The following is a 24,763-nucleotide window of genomic DNA, read 5'->3' on the forward strand; positions in this document are numbered from 1 at the left end:
CAAGAATTTTTAACTGCTTAACTTCTGGTAATTTTGGAGTTGAATACAGAGATACTACTTTTATAGCATGGTAATCATTAATGCGATATGATCCAATAATCCTTTATTAGTACCGGCGAACCATGAAATTTGACCATCAACTGCTTTTCTTTTTTAGTGCTTTGGGCGCCTTTAACGGCTCGATCCTGTCGCTGTACTTTTTCCTTTTTGCCAAACCAAAACACCTGTCCAATTATTTTTTAGGGGGCATGTTGCTGATGTTGAGTATTCGCATCTGGAAGTCGGTATTTTTTTATTTTAATCCCGATCTTTCCCGGGTCTATCTGCAGATCGGACTGTCGGCTTGCTTTTTTATTGGTCCTTTTCTATATGCTTATGTAAAGACCAGATTGGATAAGTCGTTCAAAAGAAAACTCATTTTTGGCCAGATCCTGTTGCTTTTGCTGGTTACCCTTATCACCGGAATTATATATCCCTATGAGGTGTATCCCGAACTTTGGGGTGATGTGTTCTATAAGATCATTAATTACCAATGGTTGCTCTACATCCTGCTCTCTGCCTATGCCATGAAAAATACGTTCAGTAAAATGATAAACAGATCAAGGAAAATATCTCCGCGCGAGTTCTGGGCCTTAAGTGTCTTTACCGGCGTATTCATTATATGGGCAGCCTATTTCTTTGCTTCATATACCTCCTACATTATGGGCGGACTCTCATTTACACTGGTATTGTATTTATCCATACTGGTGATCTATCAGCAGCGAGAAAAATCAGCACCGGAGACGGTAAAAAGGGACAAGTATGAGGGAAATAAGATTGATGCTTCAGACGCAGAGGAATTGTTGGGTTCTATTGACCATATCTTGAGGGATCAACAACTGTTCAAAGACCCTAATTTAACCTTGCCGCAATTGGCAGAGAAAGTGAAGGTCAGACCGCACCTCATATCACAGCTGCTCAACGATAACCTGAATAAGAACTTTTCGTTATTCATCAATGAATACCGTATCTCTGAAGCCCGGAGAATTTTAGGTTCAGACAGCAACCTAAAAATGGAAGTGGTGGCCGAAATGTGTGGTTTCAATTCCAAAAGTACCTTCTACACCGCGTTTAAAAAGATCACCCAAACAACCCCCGCCAAATACGCCAATTCCTGGGATATTTTGAATTCCTGATGTATACATCAGGAATTTTGACGTATACAATTGTACCGATCGTACTGTCTGCATGATGTAGTATTGCTGAAAATTCAGTAATTAAAACCTATTCAGATGCAACGTATTACATTCGTATTCCTTTTTATCATCTTTGGTCTAAATGCATTTTCACAGCATGATGAAGAGCAGATCAGAACTTCCTTGATAAAATACATCAATGGAACTTCCTTTAATGATTCAGCACTCATAGACCAGGCCTTCTATTCGGAAGCCAATCTCTATTTGAGTAAGAATGATACTTCACTCTGGACCGTTCCGGTAGCGGAATATATGGGATGGTTTAAGAAGGGAGAGCAGGGACAATTCAACGGAAGATTTGGTAAGATCTTATCGATAGATCATTTTAGAAACATTGCCCTGGCCAAGGCCGAAATCCATATTCCTAAAAGCGATCAGACCTTTATAGATATGTTTTTACTCAAGAAGTTGGATGGGCAGTGGAAGATCATCAGTAAAACTGCATATAGTGAGGAGAGCAATGCCAATGGCGACCGGATCTTATTTATCGTTTCCAATGCTCATTTTTATGGGAATTCTGAATTACCCACCGGAAACAGTTATTCGGAGATCGTCAATGCCTACCATGCTTTTAAAACGGCGGGGTATACGGTGGACTTTCTGAGTCCGCAGGGGGGAAGTATTCCGCTGGCTTATATCAATACTTCCGACCCTTTGCAAAAGCAGTACCTGTACGATCCCGATTTTATGTACGCTTTAAAGCATACCAAAAGCCCGGAACAAGTAAGCCCCGAAATGTACAAGGCAGTTCATTACATTGGTGGTGGTGGCGCCATGTTCGGGGTGCCGGAAAATAAGGAGATACAGCAGATCGTGATGACCATTTATGAGGAACAGCACGGGATCATTTCTTCCGTATGCCATGGTACAGCGGGCATCGTGCACCTAAAAACCAAAGACGGGAAATACCTTGTTGACGGTAAAACAGTAAATGGCTATCCTGATGCTTTTGAGCGCGAAGGGGCGGAATACTTTAGTCATTTCCCTTTTTTGATCACTAAAACCATTGAAGAACACGGTGGGACATTTAATTACTCCCCAAGAAACTCTGTGCATGTTGAGGAAGATGGCAACCTGATCACAGGTCAGAATTACCTCTCTTCAGCACACGTGGCCCGGCGAATCATTGAAAGGCTAAAGAGGGCAGAAAGCGAGACCGGATCGTTATCGATCATTAAAAATCAGGTCAATTAATTATTAATTCATGGTAACAAACAGATTGGAGACTCGTCAGTTATATAAATCATCAAAAAACATTAGAACAGTATGAAAAAAGCAATGATATGTCTGGTCCTTATATTTCCTTTTATGCTTTTGGCTCAGGCAAAGGATGACACTAAAAAGATCCTTATGGTGGTAAGCAGCTATGGAAAGGACTTAGGGGAGACCCGTCCGGGCTATGAATTTGATGAATTTACCCAGGCCTATTTGATATTTAAGAATAATAATCTGGTCGTAGATGTCGCCAGTCCCAAAGGAGGAAAGGTGGAAGCAGATCAGTTCAATAAAGACAAGGCCTATAACCAGGCTGTGTTAAGCGATCAAAAGATCCTGGATGTGTTAGAGAATACTATGGCTACCTCCGACGTAGACCCAACGGATTATGATGCCGTGTATGTTGTTGGCGGGAAAGGGGCCATGTTTGACCTGCCTTTTGATCCTTCCCTCCAGGATATTGTATTGAATTTGTACAAAAGGGAAGGTACAGTGATCTCTTCCGTGTGTCATGGGCCGGCCGCTTTTGTCAACGTGAAGGATGGGGACGAATACATCATCAAGGACGTTGAGGTTACCGGATTTTGTAACCTGGAAGAAGATCTTTTTGGAAAAAAATGGGTTCAGGAATTTCCATTTAAACTGGAAGATAAGTTAAGATCAAGGGGTGCGGGTTTTAGTCAGGCCGATTTCATGCTTTCCCATGTGTCGGTATCCGGAAAATTCATCACCGGACAGAATCCGTTTTCCACAACCAAGTCGGCTGAGGAAGTGGTAAAAGCCCTGGGAATCGAGCCTGTTGCGAGAGACCTGTACCAGGATGAAAGGAGTATCAACCTGGTTCTGGATGTTTTGGAAAACAAAAGATCTGTGGCCCAGGCAGGACAGGAGTTGGAAAATAACCAAAACTCCTTTGACATGCCGTTGATCGCTGTTTGGGGGTATTACAAGATCCTGGCCTCGGGTGAAGATCAAAATGAAATGAAGAAGGGCGTTACCATGGTCGAATTGAGTGCGCCTTATTTTTTCGATGAAAACCTGCAAATGGTCATGGCACAGACCTATCGTTCTTTAGGTGACAAAGAAAAAGCAAAGAACGTATTAGAAGATCTCGTTGCCAAAGATTTGTTGAAGGAAAAAGCGCAAGCACTGCTTGAAGAGCTGGGGGAGGAATAAATTAAATATATTTAAAGATGAAAAGTAAGATTGTAGTATTGTTAGGCCTGATCATATTCAGTGCCTGCAGCGGTCCAACAGACTCGGGGATCACTCAACAACCCGTCTTGGCCGATTACCAGGTTGGTGAAAAATGGGTTTGGAAGTATAAAGGCGTTAGCGCCGAAGGAGAAGTCCGCTCGGAAGGAGAGGATACAAGAGAAATAGTAAGTTATGATGGCGTCTTAGGGATGACCATCGGAAATGATACAATTTCCGTTACGGACATTGTGAAGCCGGATGAAAGTAAAACCCCTAAGTACGACTGGCCTCTGGAAGTGGGTAAAAAGTGGAAATTCGAGAACAGCTGGACAAGTCAGGATGGAACAACAGGTGAACAGAGTCAGGATGCTGAGGTCCTTTCCTACCGGGAAGAAACGGTGGCAGCCGGAACATTCATGGCCTATACCATAAAATACACCGGAAATATCTCGAATTCCAGGGGGTATAGCGCGAATGAAGAGGAGGTTTGGTTGTATGCGCCGGCAGTAAAGAATTTCATTAAGCTTACCCAGACGCAAGGTGATTTTTTATACGTGGAGGAATTGATCGAGTATTCCAAGCCGGAGTAAACCACTCCCTGGCACGCTAAAAAGGTCTTCAGGACCTTTTTTTTGTGTTCGGTTCTTCCGAAAGCGTCATGCTGCGAATGTAGATTCCTGATATTCTTGGAATTACTCTTGGCGGAAGATCCTGGTACTTCCCTCCCGGTTGCATTTTGTTATATTTAGGGCCTTATGAGAGAATTTTTAAGATCGGTCATTCTGCAAAAAACCGGGGCTTCTTCCTGCTATGAGAAAGAGGTGATCCAGGAATTGTGGAGTGGGTACGGGAAAATTATGCGGGTGGGTCTGGAGAATGCTTCTGTGGCCAGTGTAGTGGTGAAGCATGTGCAGATTCCCATTGATAAGAAACACCCTCGCGGATGGAACACCGATATCGGCCATCAACGCAAGCTGAAGTCGTACCGGGTAGAAACTACCTGGTATGACCGCTATAGTAAAATCAGTACGGCCCGTCTGCCGCATTGTCTGGCCATAGAGACCAAAGATGATGAGGTGCTTATGATTTTGGAAGATCTGGATGAAGCAGGCTATCCCTTGCGTAAGAATACTGTTTCATGGAAGGAAATAGACAGGTGTTTGGAATGGTTGGCAAAATTCCACGCCAGTTACCTGGGGAAAAAGCCGGAAGTCCTTTGGGAAGTTGGCACGTATTGGCATTTGGAAACCAGGCCCCAGGAATTGGAAGTATTGGATGATCTCAGGCTGAAAGAAGCCGCATCTCTCATTGATAAAAAACTAAATGCCTGTCAGTTCAAAACCTTTGTTCACGGCGATGCCAAACTCGCCAACTTCTGTTTTGCAAAGGACGGACAGGTTAGTGGGGTCGATTTTCAGTATGTCGGTGGCGGATGCGGGATGAAAGATGTCGCTTATTTTATAGGAAGCTGTCTGAACGAAAGGGATTGTGAGCGTTTGGAAGCCCAGATCCTGGACACCTATTTTGAATATTTGCAAGGAGCATTGAAAGAGCGGACTGATGCCCTGGAAACGGAATGGCGGTCTTTATACCGGGTAGCATGGGCCGATTTTCATCGCTTTCTCAAAGGATGGAGTCCAGGACACTGGAAGATCAATAGTTATAGTGAACGTATCACCGCGGAAGTGATCGATAATTTATAGCCATGGACTTTTCGAAACTTACCGATATCGCCATCGAGGCTGCCATAGCTGCCGGAAAGATCATTCAGCAGCACATGAAGGGTGACATTAAAACCATAAAAAAGGAGGGAGGTTCAAGCCTTGCTTCCCAGGTGGTCACTGCAGTCGATATGGCCTGTGAAAAGGAAATTCTTTCACATCTGCTCCCCACCTGTGCGGCATTCGGGTTAGGGCTTTTATCGGAAGAGATAGAAGATGACGGGAGTCGATTCGAAGCCGATTATTTTTGGTGTATCGATCCTATGGACGGCACCCTTCCATTTATCAATAAGCAGCCTGGTTTCTCTGTATCCATAGCGTTGATCGCAAAAGATGGAACCCCGTACATCGGAGTTGTATTTGACCCCTCAACAGATGCATTGTATCATGCTGTTAAAGGGAAAGGTGCTTTTAAGAATGGGGAGCCCTGGAAAATTACCCGTACAAACAACTATCTCACCTATGTGACCGATCGAAGATTAAAGGATACGCCACGTGCCTCCGAAATAGAAAGTTTACTGTCGGGGTATGTAAAAGAATTGAATTTGAAGGGGGTAAAAGAACTTGCCGGAGCAGGTTCGGTAATGAATGGCATCCTTGTGCTGGAAAATGGTCCGGCATGCATGCTAAAGTTTCCGAAAAGGGAAGCTGGTGGCGGGAGTATCTGGGACTTCGCCGCTACGGCCTGTATATTTAACGAACTGGGCTTGCCGGCAACCAATTTTACGGGAGGCAGGTTAGATCTGAACAAAAAGGATGGGACGTTTATGAACCGTGAAGGCATCTTTTATGGGAATTTGATGTAAGCTTTTTTGAAAACCATATGAAACTCCCTCTTCTAAAGAGGAGTGACAGGGACACCACCGTATCACTCATAAACGGACTCAAAGGGGGCAGGTATGTTCAGATGCTCCAACCAAAACGCCTGATATCCATAATGTTAGCTACTGGTTTTAGGGCCTTTTAAGTTCAAGACATATCTTAAAGCTTTGATAAAAAAGAATGAACATTCATTTTTATTTCTATCTTTGAGGCATCAAACAAGACTTCATGGCTAAACTTCAAAAAAGCATAGATAAACGTAATGCGCTTATAAAGGCTACCATCGAATTAGTGAACAACAGTGGTTTCCATGCAACTCCTATGAGTAAAATTGCGAAAATGGCCAATGTCTCTCCTGCCACGATTTATTTATATTTTGAAAATAAGCAAGACTTGGTAAACCAAGCTTATTTAGAAGTAAAAACGAAATACACAGATTTTGTTTTTAAGACGTATAATGAGCGTGCCTCAGTTAAAACTGGCTTTGAACTGATATGGAAACGTATTGCAGAGTTTAATATTAATGAATGTGAATACTCTTTTTTCTTAAACCAATGTAATAATACCCCAATAATCGATGAGCCTAGCAGAAAAGAAGGAATAAGACATCTGCAACCCCTCCTTGACCTATGGGAGCGTGGGAAGAAGGAAGGGGTTATCAAGCCCATTTCAGATTACATTTTATATGCCTATTCGATAAATCCTATATCCTATTTGATGATAGCTCAAAAGCAGGGCGAATTTGAATTAACTAAAGTACATGTCGAAGAAGCATTTCTAACAGCTTGGGATAGTATTAAACGCTAAACGAAAAGGATTACAATAAATAAAAATTCAAAAAATGGAATTATTAGACAAATTAAACTGGAGATATGCTGCAAAAGCAATGAATGGAGAAATAGTACCTCAAAATAAGATAGACAATATTATCGAGGCTGCTCGTTTGGCTCCTACATCAAGTGGTTTACAACCTTTCGAAATAATTGTAGTTAAAAATCAGGAAATTAAAGAACAAATCAGATCCATAGCATGGAATCAATCTGTAATAACAGACTGCTCTCACCTGCTCGTTTTTGCTGCCTGGGACACCTATACAGAAGACAGAATTAACTATATGTTCGATCTAACAAACGAGATCAGGGGATTCAAAAACGAAGGGTGGGAAAACTACCGTCAAAAGTTGTTGCAATTGTATCCGTCACAGGATGAAGAAGTAAACTTTAATCATGCTGCCAAACAAGCTTACATTGCATTTTCACAAGCTATTACAGCTGCCGCATACGAAGGTGTAGATGCAACACCTGTGGAGGGTTTTGATCCTGAAAAGTTAGATGAAATACTGGACTTAAGAGCGAAAGGTTTACGCAGTGCAGTCATGTTACCCATTGGTTACAGAGATGCCGATAACGATTGGTTGGTAAATCTTGTGAAGGTTAGAAAAAGCACAGAAGATTTAGTAACCGTAATTGAATAATGCATTTACTAAAAAAAAAAATTAGCTGGAAGTAGATGAACAATTTTGAATTTAAAAACCCAACCAAAATTATTTTTGGTAAGGATACTATAGAAAAACTAAAGGACGAAATTCCTGCAAATGCTAACGTACTATTTCTTTATGGTGGAGGAAGTATTAAAGAGAATGGTATTTACGACCAGGTAAAAGCGGCATTAGCAAATGTCGATTTCACGGAGTTTGGAGGTATTCCTGCAAATCCGGAATATGAAATATTAATGGACGCTTTAAAAGTGATTGAAGCGAAAAATATCACCTATTTATTAGCTGTCGGTGGGGGATCTGTAATTGACGGCACTAAATTTTTATCTGCCGCAGCGGTATACGAAGGCGACACGCCTTGGGATATTTTAACTAAAAACATTAGAACCGAAAACGGAATGCCTTTTGGAACGGTGCTCACCTTGCCGGCAACAGGCTCTGAAATGAATTCCGGAGCTGTAATTACCCGCAAGGAAACCAGGGAAAAGCTCGCTATGGGCGGGCCGGGTTTATTTCCGAAATTTTCAATTCTGGATCCGGAAGTCATAAAGTCAATTCCTAAACGTCAGATAGCAAATGGTCTGGCAGATGCGTTTACCCATGTATTAGAACAATACATGACCTATTCGGTAGATGCTAAACTACAAGATCGTTTTGCAGAAAGCATCTTACTAACGTTGGTTGAAATTGCACCACCAATGTTGAAAGAGGAGTTTGACTATAAAGCAGCTTCTAGTTTTATGTGGAGTTGTACCATGGCATTGAACGGATTAATTCAGAAAGGAGTACCTACAGACTGGGCTATTCATGCAATGGGACATGAATTGACGGCTTTATATGGTATAGATCATGCAAGAACATTGGCGATCATAACAGAAAGTCATTACAAATATAATTTTGAAGCTAAAAAGGAAAAATTAGCCCAATATGGTGAACGCGTCTGGAATATTAATGAAGGAAGTATCGACGATAAAGCCTATGCCGCTATCGAAAAAACAACTGCATTTTTCAAATCTTTGGGAATCGACACGAAACTGTCTGATTATACCAACGAATACGACGGAACAGCGGAAGAAATTGCAAAACGTTTTACAGACCGTGGTTGGTTAGGCTTAGGAGAACATCAGTCATTATCACCAAAAAAAGTTGAGAAAATTGTAAAAATGGCTTACTAACGGTACCTATTAAAAGACTGAAAACAGTAGTATTACTACTAATTGGTATTACAGCATTAAGTTGTAATAACACAAAAAAAGAAATGCCTTCTGAAAGAGTTTCAGAAGAAAAAAATGAATCTCAAAAAGCAAAACAAATGAAAGTATTATTCGTATTAACGTCTCATGATAAATTAGGAGATACAGGAAAAAAGACAGGATTTTGGGTGGAAGAATTTGCGAATCCTTATTACACATTACTAGACAAAGGAGCAGATATTACGATTGCAACACCAAAAGGAGGCGCTGCCCCAATAGATCCGAGCAGTGATTCGCCGGATGCGGCCACAGAAGATACAGAACGTTTTAATAACGACGCCGAAGCAAAAGAAAGAATTGCAAATACAAAAGTGTTGGCAGATATGAATCCGGACGATTTTGATGCTGTCTTTTATCCGGGAGGACATGGTCCGTTATGGGATTTAGCAAACGATAAGAATTCTATTGCTTTGATTGAAAAATTTAATAGTCAGGAAAAGCCTATTGCCTTTGTATGTCATGCACCGGCAGCGTTAAAGGAGGTTAAAGGCGTCAATGGGGACCCATTAGTAAAAGGTAAAAAAGTAACAGGATTTACAAATTCTGAAGAAGCAGCAGTGGGACTAACTGATATTGTACCTTTTTTAGTAGAAGATATGTTGAAAAAGAACGGTGGTAACTACTCTAAAAAGGACGATTGGGCATCTTATGCTATTGAAGATGGAAATTTAATTACTGGTCAAAACCCGGCTTCATCAGAATTGGTGGCAGAATTACTACTAAAGAAAATGGACCATACTACTGAATAACTATTCCAGCATACCGTAGCTAAATACGGTGTATAAACCATAAATAAAAATTCCTTCAGCTCGTTTACAGGCACTCACATCAGGCCGGGTAAACGAGCTTTTTTATGGCGTCAACTCATAGAGCATGGCGGGAGTTAGCTCGCCTTGGTAAAAAATAAACCTACGACGGTGAAAAATGGAATTTTATTTTTAAGGAATTACCATCGCACCACCTGGCCCCCCGGTCTGCCGCCAGTCAGGGCGGTTTGATCGTTCAAAGGTGTAGCACGGAATAATTTGGCAAAAGGATGAAATAGATGATCAATCCCCGGATTGATTTTTCATTTTGTCAATGAATTCCTGACGGTTACCCACTTCTAATTTCGCGTAAATATTTCGGATATGCGTTTTTACCGTATTCAGGGAGATGAAGAGTTCGGTGGCTATTTCCTTATTCGTTTTATCCAGAGCGATAAGTTCGGCAATGCGTTCTTCCTGGGAGGTTAAGTTGATACTCTCCTCTGGTAGGTCTGCCTTTTTTCTTCGTTTTAGTTTTATCAACAAAAAGATCACACCTATTCCTAAAATAAAACTAACAGCCCCCAGGAGGTAAGTCATTCGTTGGTAATAGTCCAATTTTTGATCCCTTTCCTCCCTGGTAAGCGAATTGAGCAACTCTTTGAATTGTTGGGCATACCCGGTGTTATTGTAATAGCCATTAAGGCGCTCCTGAAGCTCCTTATAAAATCCGGGATTATTTTTAAGGTCCTCCTTGATAATGCTGGTCTCAACATCAGAAAGTAAGATCAGGGTGACTAAGGGGTGGACTTCTTTGTTGATGGCATAGGCCTTCAATTCTGATAACAGCTGGGTAGTGGATTGTTTGTTTTGATTGAACTCGCTTACCGATAAGAGCTCTCTCTTTAATTGATTCGCATAGCTGTGGTATTCCTGCCATTGCTTGTCAACAGGGTTCGTATTGGTGTTGCTGGAAAACCAATATTTGTTGTTTTTTTCAAAAACGATGGTATCCTGGTTAGAAAACACAAAATTGTGCAAGTTCTTTAGCTCCTCATGATTGGCCATTTGTAAGGCCCCTTCATTCTCATCAACCCTGGAATGGATGCGATATAAGGCATGCTTGTCGGAAAGTAATTGGCCTTCAAAAGAAAAATAACCCAGGCTGTCGGTGAGCGTAGACATTAAGATTTGTTCTGTAGCGATCGTACTTTGCTCATTGTATTTCAGCAAACTGAGGTACACTCTCTTATTCCTGGTCGGGGTATCCAGGTATCCTGAAATGGAATATTGCCCAAAGCAAAAATACCCTGAGATTAAAAAGAAAAATCCAATAAAGAATAAGGAGCGCTTCATATAACGAATAAAAGTAAAGATTTTCAATGATTATAAAAATCAATTGAAAACTTTAACCCCCGTAATTATGAAGCTTTGTGCGTCGTGATGAAGGGAATGCAACACAGGACATCTATGTGCCCCCTGATATATTCCCGGAAAAGGATAAAATGAAATGTGGCTAACAACAACTGTTATTAGCCACACTCTTATAGAACCCTGGTATCATCAATCGGTCTAAATCAAGTTTAGAAAGTTGAGTTCTATTGTAAAGCTTCAAGCTCTTCCATGGTGAATATTTTATTCTTCTTATAGTTTTCAGCGCAATAGGTCAGTGCTGCTTCACCTTCTTTTGGCTGCACTCCTTGTTCATTCGCCAGTTTCGCAATGTGATAATTGAAATACAATTGGTAGTATTTTATACTCTTAGGTTCGAGATCTGCAGTGGTATTTAAATAGGCTTTGGTCTTCAGCATAAGGTCCATCAAGCCATCATAATCTTGAATTTTATTGAATGCTGTGATCGCTTTGTCAAAGTTGGCCAAATAAATTACCGGAGGCAGGAACGTATGGATCTGATCGAATGCCAATGTGTAACTTTCTGCACTTTTCTTATAATCTTCTACGATATAGTAGAAATTCCCTTTGTTGGCCCCGTCAAAACCTCCGGCTTCTTTCATTTTTGGAAATTTCCATAATTTTTCATCTTCAACAAACTTTAAGAGTACCTCCAGCTCATCCTTTTTCTTGCCCTTCATGATATCCGTAAAAACAGGATCCATATCGGTAATAGAATACGCTTCTTTTATGCCGTAGTTAGCCCGCATGTCTTCCAGATAATGATCTTTGTACGCCGCAAGGTTGGCATAGTTCTTAAGGTTTCTATAGTCTTTAAAAATAAATTGAATACCATCGATTAACGCAAGGGGCACTACCGAATTGTGATTGGCCTCGTAGGTATTCTTTTTGAAGTGGAAGTTCGGATTCGTATTCCCCTCGTATAGTTTTTCATAGTCATTTCCTGCTTCAATGCGGTCTGGTGAATCTGAGGTAGCATTGGCAACAAAGTAGTTCAGGTTTTTGCCTGTGTAGTTGTTCATAAGGTCACCTATTTCCTTTCTGACATCCCTGGCGTAGAAATTGGTGGATAACGATATAAATCCTCTGAATGGGTTTTCTTCCTCGAGTAACAGGAAGTGATTATACTCAGCTCCGTTGGAATGTCCGATCATGACATTGAAGTCAGAGGTACTATACGTCGTGTTGATATAGGGAACAAGTTCCTTAAATACAAAGTCCTTGAATTTTTTGCCGCTTTCCTGGTAATAAACATCCAGGTCGTCATTTCTGTTGGAGCGGTCATTTGTGCTTCCGTGAACAATTCCAACCAAAATAGATTCCGGCATGAGTTTATATTCTTCAAGGGCCAGGTTGGCCATATAATTTTTCACTACAGAAAAGATATTCCATCCGGCATCTGTGGTATAAAAAACAGGATACTTTTTGGCTGGGTCATAATTCTTTGGCAGCACAATTTTGATCATACGCTCGGCCTCCAGGTACTCGGATTTGAAATTCTTTATAGTATAGTCCAGCCCTAATGCCCCGGCATTGGAATCGTTCGCCCAACCCTTGATGAAAAATATGTTTCTTGAATCGCTGTTTTCCAGCTTTTGGTTCGGATTGTTTTCAAGATCATTAACGATCCCTTCATTGTCCCATTTACCTTTTGTGAATTTGAATTCCACCGGATAGGAAATGTCCAGAACAACTTCTCTTTCGAAATCCGATATTCTATTCATTTTCACAGCACCCGGATCCCAGTTCCCGAGAGCGTCCTGGTTGCCGGTGATATAAACCTCGTCAGATTGATCAGGCACGATCACCTTAATAGTCCTTTTTTCCTGAGCAATAACGTTTGCTATAAAAAGCAAAGCCAGTGCGAATACGATTGTTTTTTGATTCATGATGTTCAGTGTTTGATTTTGAACAAATGTACCCTGCAATTGAGGTAAACCCAGTAAATACGGGGGATGATATTGGGATTAGTCCCCCGGGTGATTTTAATCCAGCACATGTATAAGCCCGTTTTTGAGGCCGGATCAGTAGGGTGTTATGCTGTAAAAGGTCAAATACTAAAAGGGTAAAAAATAAAAGGAGGAAAGAGTTGTTTGGTAGCGGAGGTGATTTGGTCCGATTGCTTCAATTATTCTTTCAACAGGCCAATAGCCTTTCCCGACTATTGGTCAATGATCTTAGCCTACCAAAAACTTTTTTGGAAATCCAACAATCCCCACCTTTCTAAGTAGGAGTGCTCCTCAGACGTGGAGTGCTTCTGCAGGATGAAGTGTCGGAAGCCTATGTGGACTATTTCTTTTTTTTACGATTGTTAAATCTTTTATCACCTCTCGTTTTAGGCTTTTTATATTTCTGTTTGATGGTCCTGCGATAGGAACCACCTTGGTTGGTCTTCTGATTCTTTTCCTTTTTTTCATGGAATGCCGGTCCGGGGGCATCGCTATCGGAATAGGTCAATGGATTGTGGGCTTCCTTTTTATGTGGCCGTTCATCGGGGCTGAGCTCCGTTGCGATCGTGATGTTTTCGGGCATCGAAATTTCCGGGATTTTGAAATCCATAAGGGTTTCTATTGCGTCTTTCAGGGGTTGTTCTTTTTCAGTGAACAATAATATAGAAGAACCCATTTCTTTGGCCCTACCGGTGCGGCCTATACGATGAATGTAGTTTTCCGGGTAATGCGGTGTGTCAAAATTGATCACATGTGAGATCTTATCTAGATCGAGTCCGCGGGAACTCACATCAGTGGTAACCAATATGCGCTGCTGGCCATTTTCAAATTGATCCAGGGACCGCAAGCGGTAATTCTGGGTTTTATTCGAGTGAATAACGCCAAGCGATTCTCCAAAGGGATCTTCCAGGGTTCCAGCCAGCAGGTCGGCACTTTTTTTATTGGAAACAAACACCAGGACCTTGCGATACTCTTCCTCATCTGCAAGGAGATCACGCAGCAGATTTACTTTGGTGTAAAAGTTAGGGACTGCATAGGCTGTTTGGGTAATGTTCTCCAGGGGGGTACCGCTAAGCGCTACGGAAACCTTAGTCACATTGGTAAAGAAATTCAATATAAAGGCTTCAATATCTTCGGTCATGGTAGCAGAAAACATAATGTTTTGTCTGCGTTCGGGAAGCAGGTCAAAAATATTAGTCAGCTGAAATCGGAAACCCAGGTCCAGCATGATATCTACTTCATCGAGTATAAATTTATCCACAGCACGTAGTTGCACAGCCCTGGAAAGGACCAGGTCGTATAGCCTTCCGGGGGTAGCTACCAGGATATCACAGCCGAAGCTTAGCATATCTTTTTGGCGGTTGATATTCGTTCCTCCATATACCCCAAGAACCCGGAGGTTTAGATCCCTGCAAAGGGTCTCAGCAGTATCGGCAACCTGAACGACCAACTCTCTTGTGGGGACTACGATCAGCACCCTGGGATGCGGATCTTTGGAATATTTCAGTTGATCTAATACCGGTAACAGGTAGGCAAGGGTCTTTCCGGTACCTGTTTGTGCTATTCCGAGCATGTCAGACCCGGACTTAATAACCGAAAATGATTTTTCCTGAATAGGTGTAGGTTGGGTAATCCCAAGTTCGCTCAGGCTTTGCTGTAATCGTTTGGAAATGTTGAATTCTTGAAAAGATGACATGTATTTGCTTTTTAATGGGAAGAATAAACGCAGTCCTCCGAAATGCAGGGCAAAGATAGTGAGACATTTAAAGCGACAGGCAGTAGGAGGTCTTTTTTGATACAGAATGCTCTATATTCAAGAGATCTGCGATTTATATTGAATAAAAACCAAGCGCTCTACGTCATCTGAAAAGAAGAAAGCCAGGACATTCGTCCTGGCTTTGTGTTCATCTCGGCTCGAGGTGACCCGGAAGCGTCGGGGAAACCCACACTCCCGAAAGTACTGGATTTTGAATCCGGTGCTACAGAGGTCTTCTGCCGGGGTTTACCATTACTTATGATCTTTATGTGTTATCAGCCAATGCCGTATTTCATCCTTTTTCTAAAAGGATGAAGAACACAGTGTATCCGTTTTATGGTAAACGATAAATGGCAATTCCAAATCCACCCAAGGTCAAATTCTTACCGTCTGATTGTGCTCTTCGGGCATACAGCGTTTCGGAAGGTAAATTCAGGCGCTGCGCATCGATCAATGCTTCCTTTTCTGAAAAATTTAATAAAATGAGCAACTTTTCTTCCGGAGATTGACGATGGTAGGCAAGAATATTATCAGGCAATGCGTCTTCCGTGATCAATTCCAGGTCTCCGGTCTGCAGGGCCGGATGGGAGTTACGCAGGTGAATGATGTCACGGTAAAGATGTAACAGCGAGCTCCTGTCGGCCTCCGATTTCGCTACATTGATCTCTTTGTAGTGTTTTTCTACCGGTAACCAGGTATCTGGCCCTGTGGTAAAGCCGGCATTTGCCTCACTGTTCCACTGCATGGGTGTGCGGCAATTATCGCGGTTGAATATGGGGGAGTTTTCACGAATCAACTCAGGTAGATCCACCCAGTAGCTTGCCAGAGGGTCCTGTGCCTCTTCGAATGGTATATCACCGGAATGCATGCCGATCTCTTCTCCCATATAGGTAAAGGGTACGCCACGTGCAGTGTATTGAAAGGTAGCCAACACTTCATGTTTTTCGGGGTCATTATTCACTCTTGAAAGTATCCGGGGTTGGTCGTGGTTACCGAAAACATAGGTTGGTGCCAGGGGTTTCGGATAGGCTGCTTCGAACTCACTCAATTTACTTCGAAAGAAATCGGCTGAAAACTCGAATTCTTCCACGATATCAAACAGAAAAACCAGGTTTAACCCATCATGTGACTCCATGCCCAGCAATTCCCGCATGTGGTGATGTGATCCAAAAACTTCGCCCACCATAAACTTCTCTTCCTGGTAATCTTCCAGTACTTTACGAAGCTCTTTGGCATAGGCGATCACTTCGGGTTGGTGAAAATTGTAGAGATGATTTCTGAAGAGCCATTTGCGATTGTCAAAATCGGGTAGGTAGCGAAAAGTAAACGGATTATCCCGTAATTGCTCGTCTTCAAAAATGAAGTTAAAAATATCCAGCCGGAATCCATCTACCCCACGATCCAGCCAAAAGCGCGCCATATCAAAAACAGCCGCTTTTACCTCCGGATTGCGCATGTTAAGATCGGGCTGAAAGGGTAAAAAAGCTGCATAGTACCATTGATCGCGGGCTTCATTATATTTCCAGGCGCTTTCCTGTCCGACTATATTTTTCCAGTTGTTAGGGGGAGCGTCCTTTTTTCCATCCCGCCATACATACCAATCACTTTTCGGATTGTCACGTGAGCTTTTTGATTCCAGAAACCACTCATGCTGATCAGAGGTATGGTTAAGAACCATGTCAAAAACAATCCTCATGTCACGACGGTGAACCTCTGCAATAAGACTGTCTGCCAGTTCGAGATCGCCGTATTCCGGGTCTATTTCACGAAAGTTCGCGATATCATAACCGTGATCCTCCTGCGGACTCTGAAAAAAGGGTGAGATCCAGATGGTTTCAAACCCGATGGAATCTATGTAGTCGAGTTTTTGAATGATACCAGCCAGGTCACCGATACCATCGCCATCAGAATCATAATAGGAGCGGGGGTAGATCTGGTATACTGTTGTGGATTTCCACCAATCGTCTGAACTATCGTATTTGGGTTGAACGTCAGAAGGTAGTTCTGTGATGACAGTCATTGGGTCGTCACTTTTGAGATTGTACCATGTGAACCAGCTTATAAAAACTAAAATGATAACCACCAGGCTAAGAAGAAGTTTCTTGATCATTTTTCTTACTTTATAGCGTATAAAATACAGCTTTTAATTTTAAAACTTGATTCGGTTCTCCGGGTACTCCGGGTACCGGTGAAGCCATTCCTGTTTTACCCAATAAAAAACCAGCTGAACGCTGGTTTTAAAAGTGTCGAAGGTGGGAGTTAGCTCGCTTTGTTAGTAAATATGCCTAATGCGTTGAAAAATGGAACAGGGGCCTTATTATTTTAGGAAATGCCAGCGCGCCTTCTGGCTCCATCGCTAAAAAGGTCCACGGGATCTTTTTTTTTCGCTCGGCCCTCCGGGAACGTCATGTTGAGCATAAAAAGCCAAGCCCTTTCGGGTCTTGCTTTTTTCCTGAAATGTTAGTTGATGAACGTTCTCCTTCCCCTCTCAAGGGGAAGGTGTCAGTGCTGAAAGCACTGACGGAAGGGGTATTCGAAGTTAGCTGGCTGACTAAAAGAAAGCAAGCCTATGGGGATCACTTTATAACCTCATAACCTCGTAACTGCATGGTGGGAGTTAGCTCCCTCCGGTCGCTGGATTCCCATAACGTCATGTTGAGCATAAAAAGCCGAGCCCCTTCGGGTCTTGCTTTTTTGTTTCCATCCGCCCTTACAAAAACGAGTTTTTGACGGCCGTCTGAAAACAAAAAAGCCAGGACAATTGTCCTGGCTTTTTATGCATCTGTACTCGAGGTGGGAGTGTTTTAATAGTAGATCTCCCCAGTATTTAAAGGCCCTCCGAAAGGTGTGTTTAGGAGTGCCACCGAATGCGAAACTTTTAACAAAGTTTAACTTCCTGACGCTTGAATCTTGATGTCATTTGTGGGGATTTCTACAGAATACAACTATATACGGGCTCCCCGCCCTGGGCATGGGGGACCGAGCGTTAATAAAACAGCCAGTGGCTGTTTTTAGCGAAGGGGCCAGCTGGCGCGTCGGCAAATTAAGTCTATCCTTTTAGGTGATTAAATTCCAATTTTCACACAACTTCCAGCCCCTATATCTTCCATAACTAACCTATGTAATGTTTGGGATAAAATTGTGGTAAAAACGCTATTTCGCATGTTTAAGATGCAACATGCGATTTCTTCAGTAATGATAGGGGCTAAGGGGAATTATGGATAAAAGCAACGAGCTTCAGCGCGTTGCCCTCTTGCTATTCCCCTTTCCAATTATGAATAAGTTGGATATTCAATGTTTTTGGGTTTTTATATTCATCGACTTTATAAAAGCCAATCAAAACTCAAAATGTTGTCCACTTCAAAACGTAGGAATTAGATCACGATACAATATGGTTTTCTTTGAACATTAAGATTTATAGGCTATATTCGACAATATTGAAAAATTATGAGTTTACCATCTAATAATGGGGTGTATAAGCCATAAATCAATCTATATAAGAGAGTTGTGGGTAATTTTAGAAAAAATGAAAAACGTAATTCTTCTTCTAATAACTTCAATTTCCTTTTTTGGAAACTCCCAAGCTATAGACTTGAATACAATAAAAGTTAATGGGGAAATTAAGGCTATAACAACCTTAAAAGAACTAAAATCCAAAATTGAAATTGACAGCATAATATCTGTTCCAGAATTGATGGACATGTCTACCGCCGACTCTTTAATTTATATTGGAAATAGTTATTTTGAGTATACAACAAAAGACAACAAATGCATTTCAGCATCCATTGATTTTGATGAAAAAATAAACTCACTCATTATTGGGAGGATTAAACTTGATAAAAGTACTTCATACGAAAGCTTAAAAGACAATTACCCTATAAGTTGCTCTGAATTAAAACCAATGAAAGTTTATAATGATTCAAAAAATTACAATGTATGTAGTATCCCAATAAAAGACTCGGAAAAGAATCTCCTTTGTTTTTTCAATAAGGAGAAACTTATTAGGATCGAATTATGAGAACAAAGCTAAAACTACCCACAACACTGGCTATATCTCATGGCTAGTTTCGTACTCCAAAAAATAATAAATTCATGAACGCAACCAGGCCTTCCGTCGTTGTCGGATCCAGCATTAAAACCGCCTGCCACGAGCCATAGCCTTACCGTTATGTCTTATTTTATGGAACAACCTAAAAACAATAAATTCATCCAAAAATTTGAAAGGAAAGAAATTGATGAATTATTGGATTACGTAGAAAACCCAAATAGATATCAACCAGAAGCTATTGAAGCAGCCAAATGGCTCTTAGAAATAAAAACTGAGGAAGGTGCAAAAATTGAATCTGAAGAGAAAAAAATTGAACCTAAAATCATTGAGCCTAAACTAATAGAAAAGGCATTTTTCAAGAGCAAGTGGTTATATTATTGCTCCTGTATTTTGTTATTTGTTTATGCCTCAATACTAATTTTAGCTTCATTCATCTCCCCTTCCGTTTACACATACATTTGGGCTGTGATTTTTTCAGTCAGTTTAATAGTCGTTATTTCAAAACACAAAAGCACAGTCATTTACTTAAAAGTCTTATCAGGATTAGCTTTAAGCGCTTTATTGGCTCAATACGTCATATACTTTTCAAACAATTATTATTTCAGCTTTGCGGAAGAATTAATTACCCTGCTAAAAGAAGATTTCAAAACGATCTTGCTCTCATTGATAATAATATTCTTCAGTGATCAATTTATAGAAAACAGAATGGTGAAAAAATAAAACAAGACATAACTTGAGGCTATACCCCAGTGCTAGATCCTACAAGAATTAGACTATTTTCTTTATATTAATCTCCTGAACAAAAAAGAAAAAATGCACCTCGTCAAGGTTGCTGGTCTCCTCCAACGCCAAAGGCCAAAAGGTCGCCCAGCTGCCCTATACCGCACCGGTGCATAGCCCGACCGTTACCTACAATTATGAGATTTCGTCTTTTAATAATAGTATTACTCCTTTTTGAAGTTTCTAGTGCTCAGGAAAAATCTTCAGAATTAATATTGGGGAATTGGAAATATATAAAAACAATAGATTTAAGATCAACGAATGAAAAAAGTAAATATGAAGATATTCCTTGGGACCCTATTGAAACTGATGATCGAACTGGATATCCAATTAGGACCTTCATTGAAAACGGAGAATTTACTAATTACTACACAAATGATCTTACCGAACAGGGTAAATGGGAAATCCAGGATAGCATTTTAATTTTAACACACAGAATATCTCCTAAAACAGTTCTCTCCAATAAAGAAAGAAGTGAGAAATTTGTTCAAAAAGGAGCAATAACTAAAGGCTCTGATGGATTAATATATCAACAGCCTATTGAAATCAAAATCAAACTTTTAACTAAAGAAAAACTTGAATTAGGGAATGAAAAAACATACTCTATTCATGAAAAAATAAAATAACTGTAGGTAACACTGGCTATATCTCATGGCTAGTGTAGTACTTCTAAAAAAGAAAAAATATTCATGAACCCAACCAGGCTATTCGTTTCCATCGGACGCAGCATACAACCAGTCCGCCACGAGCCATAGCCTTACCGTTATGCAATAGTTTAAATGAGTACACCTAGAAATCATCATTTTGTCTCGCAAATCCATTTGAAGCAATTTTTCAATGAAAATGAAGGATGTATTTTCGTTTACGACAAAAATTTAGACAATCATTATAAAAAGACAACAACGAAATCACTTTTTAGCGAAAAGGACTTAAATACCAGAAATATTGACAATGAAAAAGATTTCAACTCTTTAGAAAGTGATCTAAATAAATATTTTGAGAAGGACTTTCAAGATAATCTAATTGTATTAAAACGTTTTATTACAGATTTAAAACTTACGTCAGAGGTAAATAATGCTCTCAATTATTTTTCAAAATATGGCGTAATAGGTGACTTCAGAACACCTCGGCATAAACAGCTAATGGCTAATGAATTTAAGGAAGCCATGCTTCAAATTTTTGGTAATAACACATCAGAGTTTAAAGAAAAAATCGGGGACATGCTTGCCTATAAGAAGGGTGGTCAATTCAGTAATTTAATTGATTACTCCGAATTGTCAGATAAAATATTACAGTTAATGGGTAAATTAATTTTTAATGTCGTAATTCCTAAAAATCAAAACGATTATTTTGTTTTGCCAGACTGTTCTTCAGTAACAGAAAGAGCTAAAATTAACACCTATTTTAATCCCGATATTAGGGAAATTGCCTATATCGGTATACCACTAACTAGCAAAATTTATATTCATGTTTTTTCCGAAAAGATTTTTAAAGAGAAAATACATGTGCCCGCAATTACTTTTGCAAATTCAAATGAAGTTAGGAGACTTAACATCATTAGCTATAATATTTGCGAGAGTAAAATTGCTTCCAAAAACCAAAATTACCTTGTAAATTTCATTAAGGGAATAAAAACCATTGCATAACACTGGCTATATCTCATGGCTAGGTTCTTACTCCAAAAAATAATAAATTCATGAACTCAACCAGGCTTTCCATCTCCGTCGGACACAGCATTAAAACCACCCGCCACGAGCCATAGCCTGACCGTTGTGCGTAATATGAAAAAACTCATGACCTTAAATAAAATCATCCTATTAGGGGTGCTAATTACAACATTAATCTCCTGTTCAAAGTCTAGTAAAAACAAATCGAGTTTTCTATATGAAAATGGTGAGAGTAGTGTAGAATTAGTAATCTTGAATGGAAATGATTTCTTGATCTATGACGTTCCGATCCTTGCCGATTTTAAATGGAAAAAGATCGATCCAAAAACGGGTTCAATTTTAGGAACTGGAATAAAAATGCTCGGAACTGATAATGGAATCACAAAAACAGAAATAACTGTTCCAAGTAACTATTTGGACTCTGATACTCTAAATATAAAACTGCGTTTTGAAATAAATGGAGAAAAAACTGGAACGGAATTTAATGTTCCTATTAAAAGCGAAAAATAACATACTACGCACAACATCGGCTATACCCCAGCGCTAGACCCTACAAGAATTAGACTATTTTCTGTATCTTAATCTCCAGAACCAAAAAAGAAAGAATACACCTCGTCCAGGCTGCTGGTCTCCGCCAACGCCAAAGGCCAAAAGGTCGCCCAGCAACCCAGACCGCGCCGGTGCATAGCCCGACCGTTGTAAGTAATTTTAAGAAATCAAAAAACAATGAAAAATGGCTGATGGAAGTTTAGCTCAATTTAAAGCCACCTTAGCCAGGAAAATGGCTAGAAAGGAAAAAGCCCAAGGTAAGTTCGATCGTAAAAAGATGGGCTTTAAAAATTCAGGCGAAAAAGAAGAGTTTGATTTCCCAAAACTTTCTGAATCTGAATTAGAAAAAGTCAAAAGTGAAATAAGAGAAAAATTCAAGGTAGAAAGGAGAAATAATCTGATTTTACTAGGATTAATCGTCATAATAGCAATCGGCATTTTACTCTATATTATTTAAAACTACTTACAACATTGGCTATAGCTCATGGCTAGGCTCCTACTCCAAAAAATAATAAATTCATGAACCCAACCAGGCTTTCCATCGCTGTCGGAAACAGCTTTAAAACCGCCCGCCACGAGCCATAGCCTGACCGTTGTGTGTAATGTCAATAACAATGATAGATCCTAAGAAACTTCTAAAAGAATTAAAAGCAATAAAAGTAAGCCTCCAAATTTATACAGTTCTTTCTCTCGGTTATTTAGTTTTGATAATTTTTTATAGCCCTTTTATTCTACTTTTTACAATTTCTATAGTAAGAATGATTCACTTAATCTACATCGGATTCATTCTTTGGTACATTTGGAGTAGATACCCTATTGAAAAGAAGGAAAAATGGGATAATACTTGGAAGATCATATTTCTTGGTATAATTGGGCTTTGGCTATGGTTTCCTAATAATGAGGAAAAACAAAAATTAATCAAAACACTACACACAACATGAGGCTATACCCCAGTGCTAGATCCTACAAGAATTAGACTATTTTCTTTATCTTAATCTCCTGAACAAAAAGAAAAAATGCACCTCGTCAAGGTTGCTGGTCTCCGCCAACGCCAAAGGCCAAAAGGTCGCCCAGCTGCCCCATACCGCACCGGTGCATAGCCCGACCGTTGTAGCTAATCTTAAAAAAACACATGAAAAACATCCTACTTACTTTCATTGTCTTGATTCTTTGCCAAAATATTTCAGCACAGATAGACCCTCAAAAAACATCTCAGTTAATAGAAGAAAATACAGATTACGATAAAATTGACAGTATCGCTAAAGTTCTAAATCTTAAAGGAGGTGATAAAATTAGAGTCTACACTAATTTCCAAATAGATAGTACTGGTAAATTGAAAGTACTTAAGGTTAGGGCACCACATAAAGCCTTTGAAGAAGAAGCAATAAAACTATTAAATATGGTTCCTACATTAGACCCACCGAAAAGTAAAAGTGGTGAGTTTATAGGTCCAGTAACCTTCTCCATGCCTATTGTCTTTGTAATTGAGACTGAAAAACAAAAAAAGAAAAGATTAAAAAGGGAAGCACTTAAAACAGAAAAGGAAGTAAAAAAAGACTAGCTACAACATCGGCTATATCTCATGGCTAGTGTAGTACTTCTAAAAAAGAAAAAAATATTCATGAACCCAACCAGGCTATTCGTTTCCATTGGACGCATTAATCAACCCGCCCGCCACGAGCAATAGCCTGACCGTTGTGCTCCATTATGAAAAAACAGATTCTCATACTTTTTGTAATGCTTAATTCCCTAAACGGACTTGCTTGTACTTGTGAATGGGGAGGGAATTTTATTCGAACTGGTAAAAATGCGGAATTAGTAATTCTAGTAAAAGTTATTGAAGAAAATTTCCATCTTGACAATGGTAAAACGTTTCCTTCGCTTAAAGAATCAATTAATGAAACATTGAAATTAGATTATAAGGGATCTGCAGAAATTTGGAAATCTGTAGATTTAGAAATTTTATCTGTTATTAAAGGTGTCCTGAAAAAGAAAAAAATACGACTATTTGGTTCATTCGGAGGTGCTGTTTGCAGATCAGGAATTGAACACTTTGAAAAGGGTAACAGTTATTTGATTGCACCAACATTATCTAAGTACTCTTTTGACAGATTTTCAAATGAAAAAGAAGATGATTTCTTTATGTGGGGATGCTCAGAAACTTCGATAGAATACAAACCGGAATCCAACACAGTTTACGGGCTAATCAAAGGGAAGGCTATTAATAGAGAGGAAATTGAATATGAATATGATAAGCTTATAAAAAAAATAACGTAGCACAACACTGGCTATATCTCATGGCTAGTTTCTTACTCCAAAAAATAATAAATTCATGAACTCAACCAGGCCTTCCATCTCCGTCGGACACAGCATTGCAACCGCCCGCCACGAGCCATAGCCTTACCGTTGTGTTTAATTTTGGGAAACAACTTCAAGACCAATGATCTATAAACTGATAATATATGTTTTGGCTTTAATTATTCTAATAATCATTGGAATAATATTGTTCTACAACATTAAATGGTTCCTGTTTCAACGCCCAAAAGAAAACAAAAGAGGTTGGCGAACAAAGTCTTCCGGAAGAGACAATATTATTTATCAGGAGAAAATTGGAAATGAATGGAAAGGCATTGAAATTGAAGGAGAAATGCTTGTAGGCAGAAAAAGTAAAGTACTCTATTTCAATTCCGAAAAAGAATGGAAAAGATATCCAGAATGGGCTCAAAATAGAAATCAAATAATTGAACGAGTAAAAATTGATTGGCCGCCAGAACGAACAGAATATCAAAACTAAACACAACACCGTATATAAACTATAAGTAATAAGTTCTCAAGCTCGTTTACAGGCCCTCGAACCAGGCCGGGTAAACGAGCTATTTTTATGCTTCCCTTTTCAGGGAACCATCCAAACAAGCCA

General features: G+C 39.9%; 23 protein-coding genes. 19 read left to right on the top strand and 4 right to left on the bottom strand.

Going from position 1 to position 24,763, the window contains the following annotated elements; translation table 11 throughout:
- Positions 1 to 122 precede the first annotated feature (122 nt).
- From K7R11_RS03340 to K7R11_RS03385, 10 genes are all read left to right on the top strand, one after another.
- Positions 123 to 1,175, top strand: a complete 1,053-nt coding sequence (locus K7R11_RS03340; protein ID WP_224488641.1) for a helix-turn-helix transcriptional regulator — start codon at positions 123 to 125, stop codon at positions 1,173 to 1,175.
- Between the two features lie 96 nt (positions 1,176 to 1,271).
- Positions 1,272 to 2,429, top strand: a complete 1,158-nt coding sequence (locus K7R11_RS03345; RefSeq protein WP_224488642.1) for a nuclear transport factor 2 family protein — start codon at positions 1,272 to 1,274, stop codon at positions 2,427 to 2,429.
- A gap of 72 nt (positions 2,430 to 2,501) precedes the next feature.
- Positions 2,502 to 3,626: a type 1 glutamine amidotransferase domain-containing protein gene (locus tag K7R11_RS03350; protein WP_224488643.1), complete on the top strand. Its 1,125-nt coding sequence runs from the start codon at positions 2,502 to 2,504 to the stop codon at positions 3,624 to 3,626.
- Between the two features lie 17 nt (positions 3,627 to 3,643).
- Positions 3,644 to 4,237, top strand: coding sequence for a hypothetical protein (locus K7R11_RS03355; protein ID WP_224488644.1), 594 nt, complete (start codon positions 3,644 to 3,646; stop codon positions 4,235 to 4,237).
- Between the two features lie 165 nt (positions 4,238 to 4,402).
- Positions 4,403 to 5,350 carry a phosphotransferase gene (locus K7R11_RS03360; protein WP_224488647.1) on the top strand — a complete coding sequence of 316 codons (948 nt, stop codon included), beginning with the start codon at positions 4,403 to 4,405 and terminating at the stop codon, positions 5,348 to 5,350.
- 2 nt (positions 5,351 to 5,352) lie between these two features.
- Positions 5,353 to 6,174, top strand: a complete 822-nt coding sequence (locus K7R11_RS03365; protein ID WP_224488649.1) for a 3'(2'),5'-bisphosphate nucleotidase CysQ family protein — start codon at positions 5,353 to 5,355, stop codon at positions 6,172 to 6,174.
- A 244-nt stretch (positions 6,175 to 6,418) separates the two neighbouring features.
- Complete coding sequence (locus K7R11_RS03370) at positions 6,419 to 6,997, top strand: TetR/AcrR family transcriptional regulator (RefSeq protein ID WP_224488651.1); 579 nt, start codon at positions 6,419 to 6,421, stop codon at positions 6,995 to 6,997.
- A gap of 34 nt (positions 6,998 to 7,031) precedes the next feature.
- Positions 7,032 to 7,664 carry an NAD(P)H-dependent oxidoreductase gene (locus K7R11_RS03375; protein ID WP_224488653.1) on the top strand — a complete coding sequence of 211 codons (633 nt, stop codon included), beginning with the start codon at positions 7,032 to 7,034 and terminating at the stop codon, positions 7,662 to 7,664.
- A gap of 35 nt (positions 7,665 to 7,699) precedes the next feature.
- The gene (locus K7R11_RS03380; protein ID WP_224488655.1) at positions 7,700 to 8,860 is read left to right on the top strand and encodes an iron-containing alcohol dehydrogenase; all 1,161 of its coding nucleotides are present in this window, start codon (positions 7,700 to 7,702) and stop codon (positions 8,858 to 8,860) included.
- 137 nt (positions 8,861 to 8,997) lie between these two features.
- On the top strand, positions 8,998 to 9,687 hold the full coding sequence (locus tag K7R11_RS03385; protein ID WP_262899779.1) for a type 1 glutamine amidotransferase domain-containing protein: 690 nt from the start codon (positions 8,998 to 9,000) through the stop codon (positions 9,685 to 9,687).
- A gap of 300 nt (positions 9,688 to 9,987) precedes the next feature.
- On the opposite strand, the gene K7R11_RS15075 is transcribed toward K7R11_RS03385, so the two are convergent.
- The 4 genes from K7R11_RS15075 to K7R11_RS03405 form a co-directional block, all read right to left on the bottom strand.
- Positions 9,988 to 11,040: a response regulator transcription factor gene (locus K7R11_RS15075; protein ID WP_317196462.1), complete on the bottom strand. Its 1,053-nt coding sequence runs from the start codon at positions 11,038 to 11,040 to the stop codon at positions 9,988 to 9,990.
- Between the two features lie 242 nt (positions 11,041 to 11,282).
- The gene (locus K7R11_RS03395) at positions 11,283 to 12,986 is read right to left on the bottom strand and encodes an alpha/beta hydrolase-fold protein (protein WP_224488657.1); all 1,704 of its coding nucleotides are present in this window, start codon (positions 12,984 to 12,986) and stop codon (positions 11,283 to 11,285) included.
- 400 nt (positions 12,987 to 13,386) lie between these two features.
- A complete protein-coding gene (locus tag K7R11_RS03400) occupies positions 13,387 to 14,742 on the bottom strand; it encodes a DEAD/DEAH box helicase (protein ID WP_224488658.1) in 1,356 nt (451 codons plus the stop codon).
- A gap of 394 nt (positions 14,743 to 15,136) precedes the next feature.
- Positions 15,137 to 16,912 carry an alpha-glucosidase gene (locus K7R11_RS03405; protein ID WP_224488659.1) on the bottom strand — a complete coding sequence of 592 codons (1,776 nt, stop codon included), beginning with the start codon at positions 16,910 to 16,912 and terminating at the stop codon, positions 15,137 to 15,139.
- A 1,416-nt stretch (positions 16,913 to 18,328) separates the two neighbouring features.
- On the opposite strand from K7R11_RS03405, the gene K7R11_RS03410 reads away from it, so the two are divergent.
- From K7R11_RS03410 to K7R11_RS03450, 9 genes are all read left to right on the top strand, one after another.
- Positions 18,329 to 18,820: a hypothetical protein gene (locus K7R11_RS03410; RefSeq protein WP_224488660.1), complete on the top strand. Its 492-nt coding sequence runs from the start codon at positions 18,329 to 18,331 to the stop codon at positions 18,818 to 18,820.
- A gap of 162 nt (positions 18,821 to 18,982) precedes the next feature.
- Positions 18,983 to 19,570 carry a hypothetical protein gene (locus K7R11_RS03415; protein WP_224488661.1) on the top strand — a complete coding sequence of 196 codons (588 nt, stop codon included), beginning with the start codon at positions 18,983 to 18,985 and terminating at the stop codon, positions 19,568 to 19,570.
- Between the two features lie 197 nt (positions 19,571 to 19,767).
- Positions 19,768 to 20,256 (top strand): hypothetical protein, encoded by a 489-nt coding sequence (locus K7R11_RS03420; protein WP_224488662.1) that lies wholly within the window; start codon positions 19,768 to 19,770, stop codon positions 20,254 to 20,256.
- Between the two features lie 153 nt (positions 20,257 to 20,409).
- Entirely contained in the window at positions 20,410 to 21,276 is an 867-nt protein-coding gene (locus tag K7R11_RS03425) for a DUF4238 domain-containing protein (protein ID WP_224488663.1), read from the top strand.
- A 135-nt stretch (positions 21,277 to 21,411) separates the two neighbouring features.
- Entirely contained in the window at positions 21,412 to 21,807 is a 396-nt protein-coding gene (locus K7R11_RS03430) for a hypothetical protein (protein ID WP_224488665.1), read from the top strand.
- A gap of 223 nt (positions 21,808 to 22,030) precedes the next feature.
- The gene (locus K7R11_RS03435) at positions 22,031 to 22,303 is read left to right on the top strand and encodes a hypothetical protein (RefSeq protein WP_224488667.1); all 273 of its coding nucleotides are present in this window, start codon (positions 22,031 to 22,033) and stop codon (positions 22,301 to 22,303) included.
- Positions 22,304 to 22,978: 675 nt separating this feature from the next.
- A complete protein-coding gene (locus tag K7R11_RS03440) occupies positions 22,979 to 23,407 on the top strand; it encodes a hypothetical protein (RefSeq protein WP_203057920.1) in 429 nt (142 codons plus the stop codon).
- Positions 23,408 to 23,553: 146 nt separating this feature from the next.
- Positions 23,554 to 24,123: a hypothetical protein gene (locus tag K7R11_RS03445; protein ID WP_224484682.1), complete on the top strand. Its 570-nt coding sequence runs from the start codon at positions 23,554 to 23,556 to the stop codon at positions 24,121 to 24,123.
- 163 nt (positions 24,124 to 24,286) lie between these two features.
- Entirely contained in the window at positions 24,287 to 24,640 is a 354-nt protein-coding gene (locus K7R11_RS03450; RefSeq protein ID WP_224488669.1) for a hypothetical protein, read from the top strand.
- Positions 24,641 to 24,763 lie beyond the last annotated feature (123 nt).

It is taken from the genome of Robertkochia flava (genome assembly GCF_020166515.1).
In the GTDB taxonomy this organism is placed as follows: Bacteria; Bacteroidota; Bacteroidia; order Flavobacteriales; family Flavobacteriaceae; genus Robertkochia; species Robertkochia flava.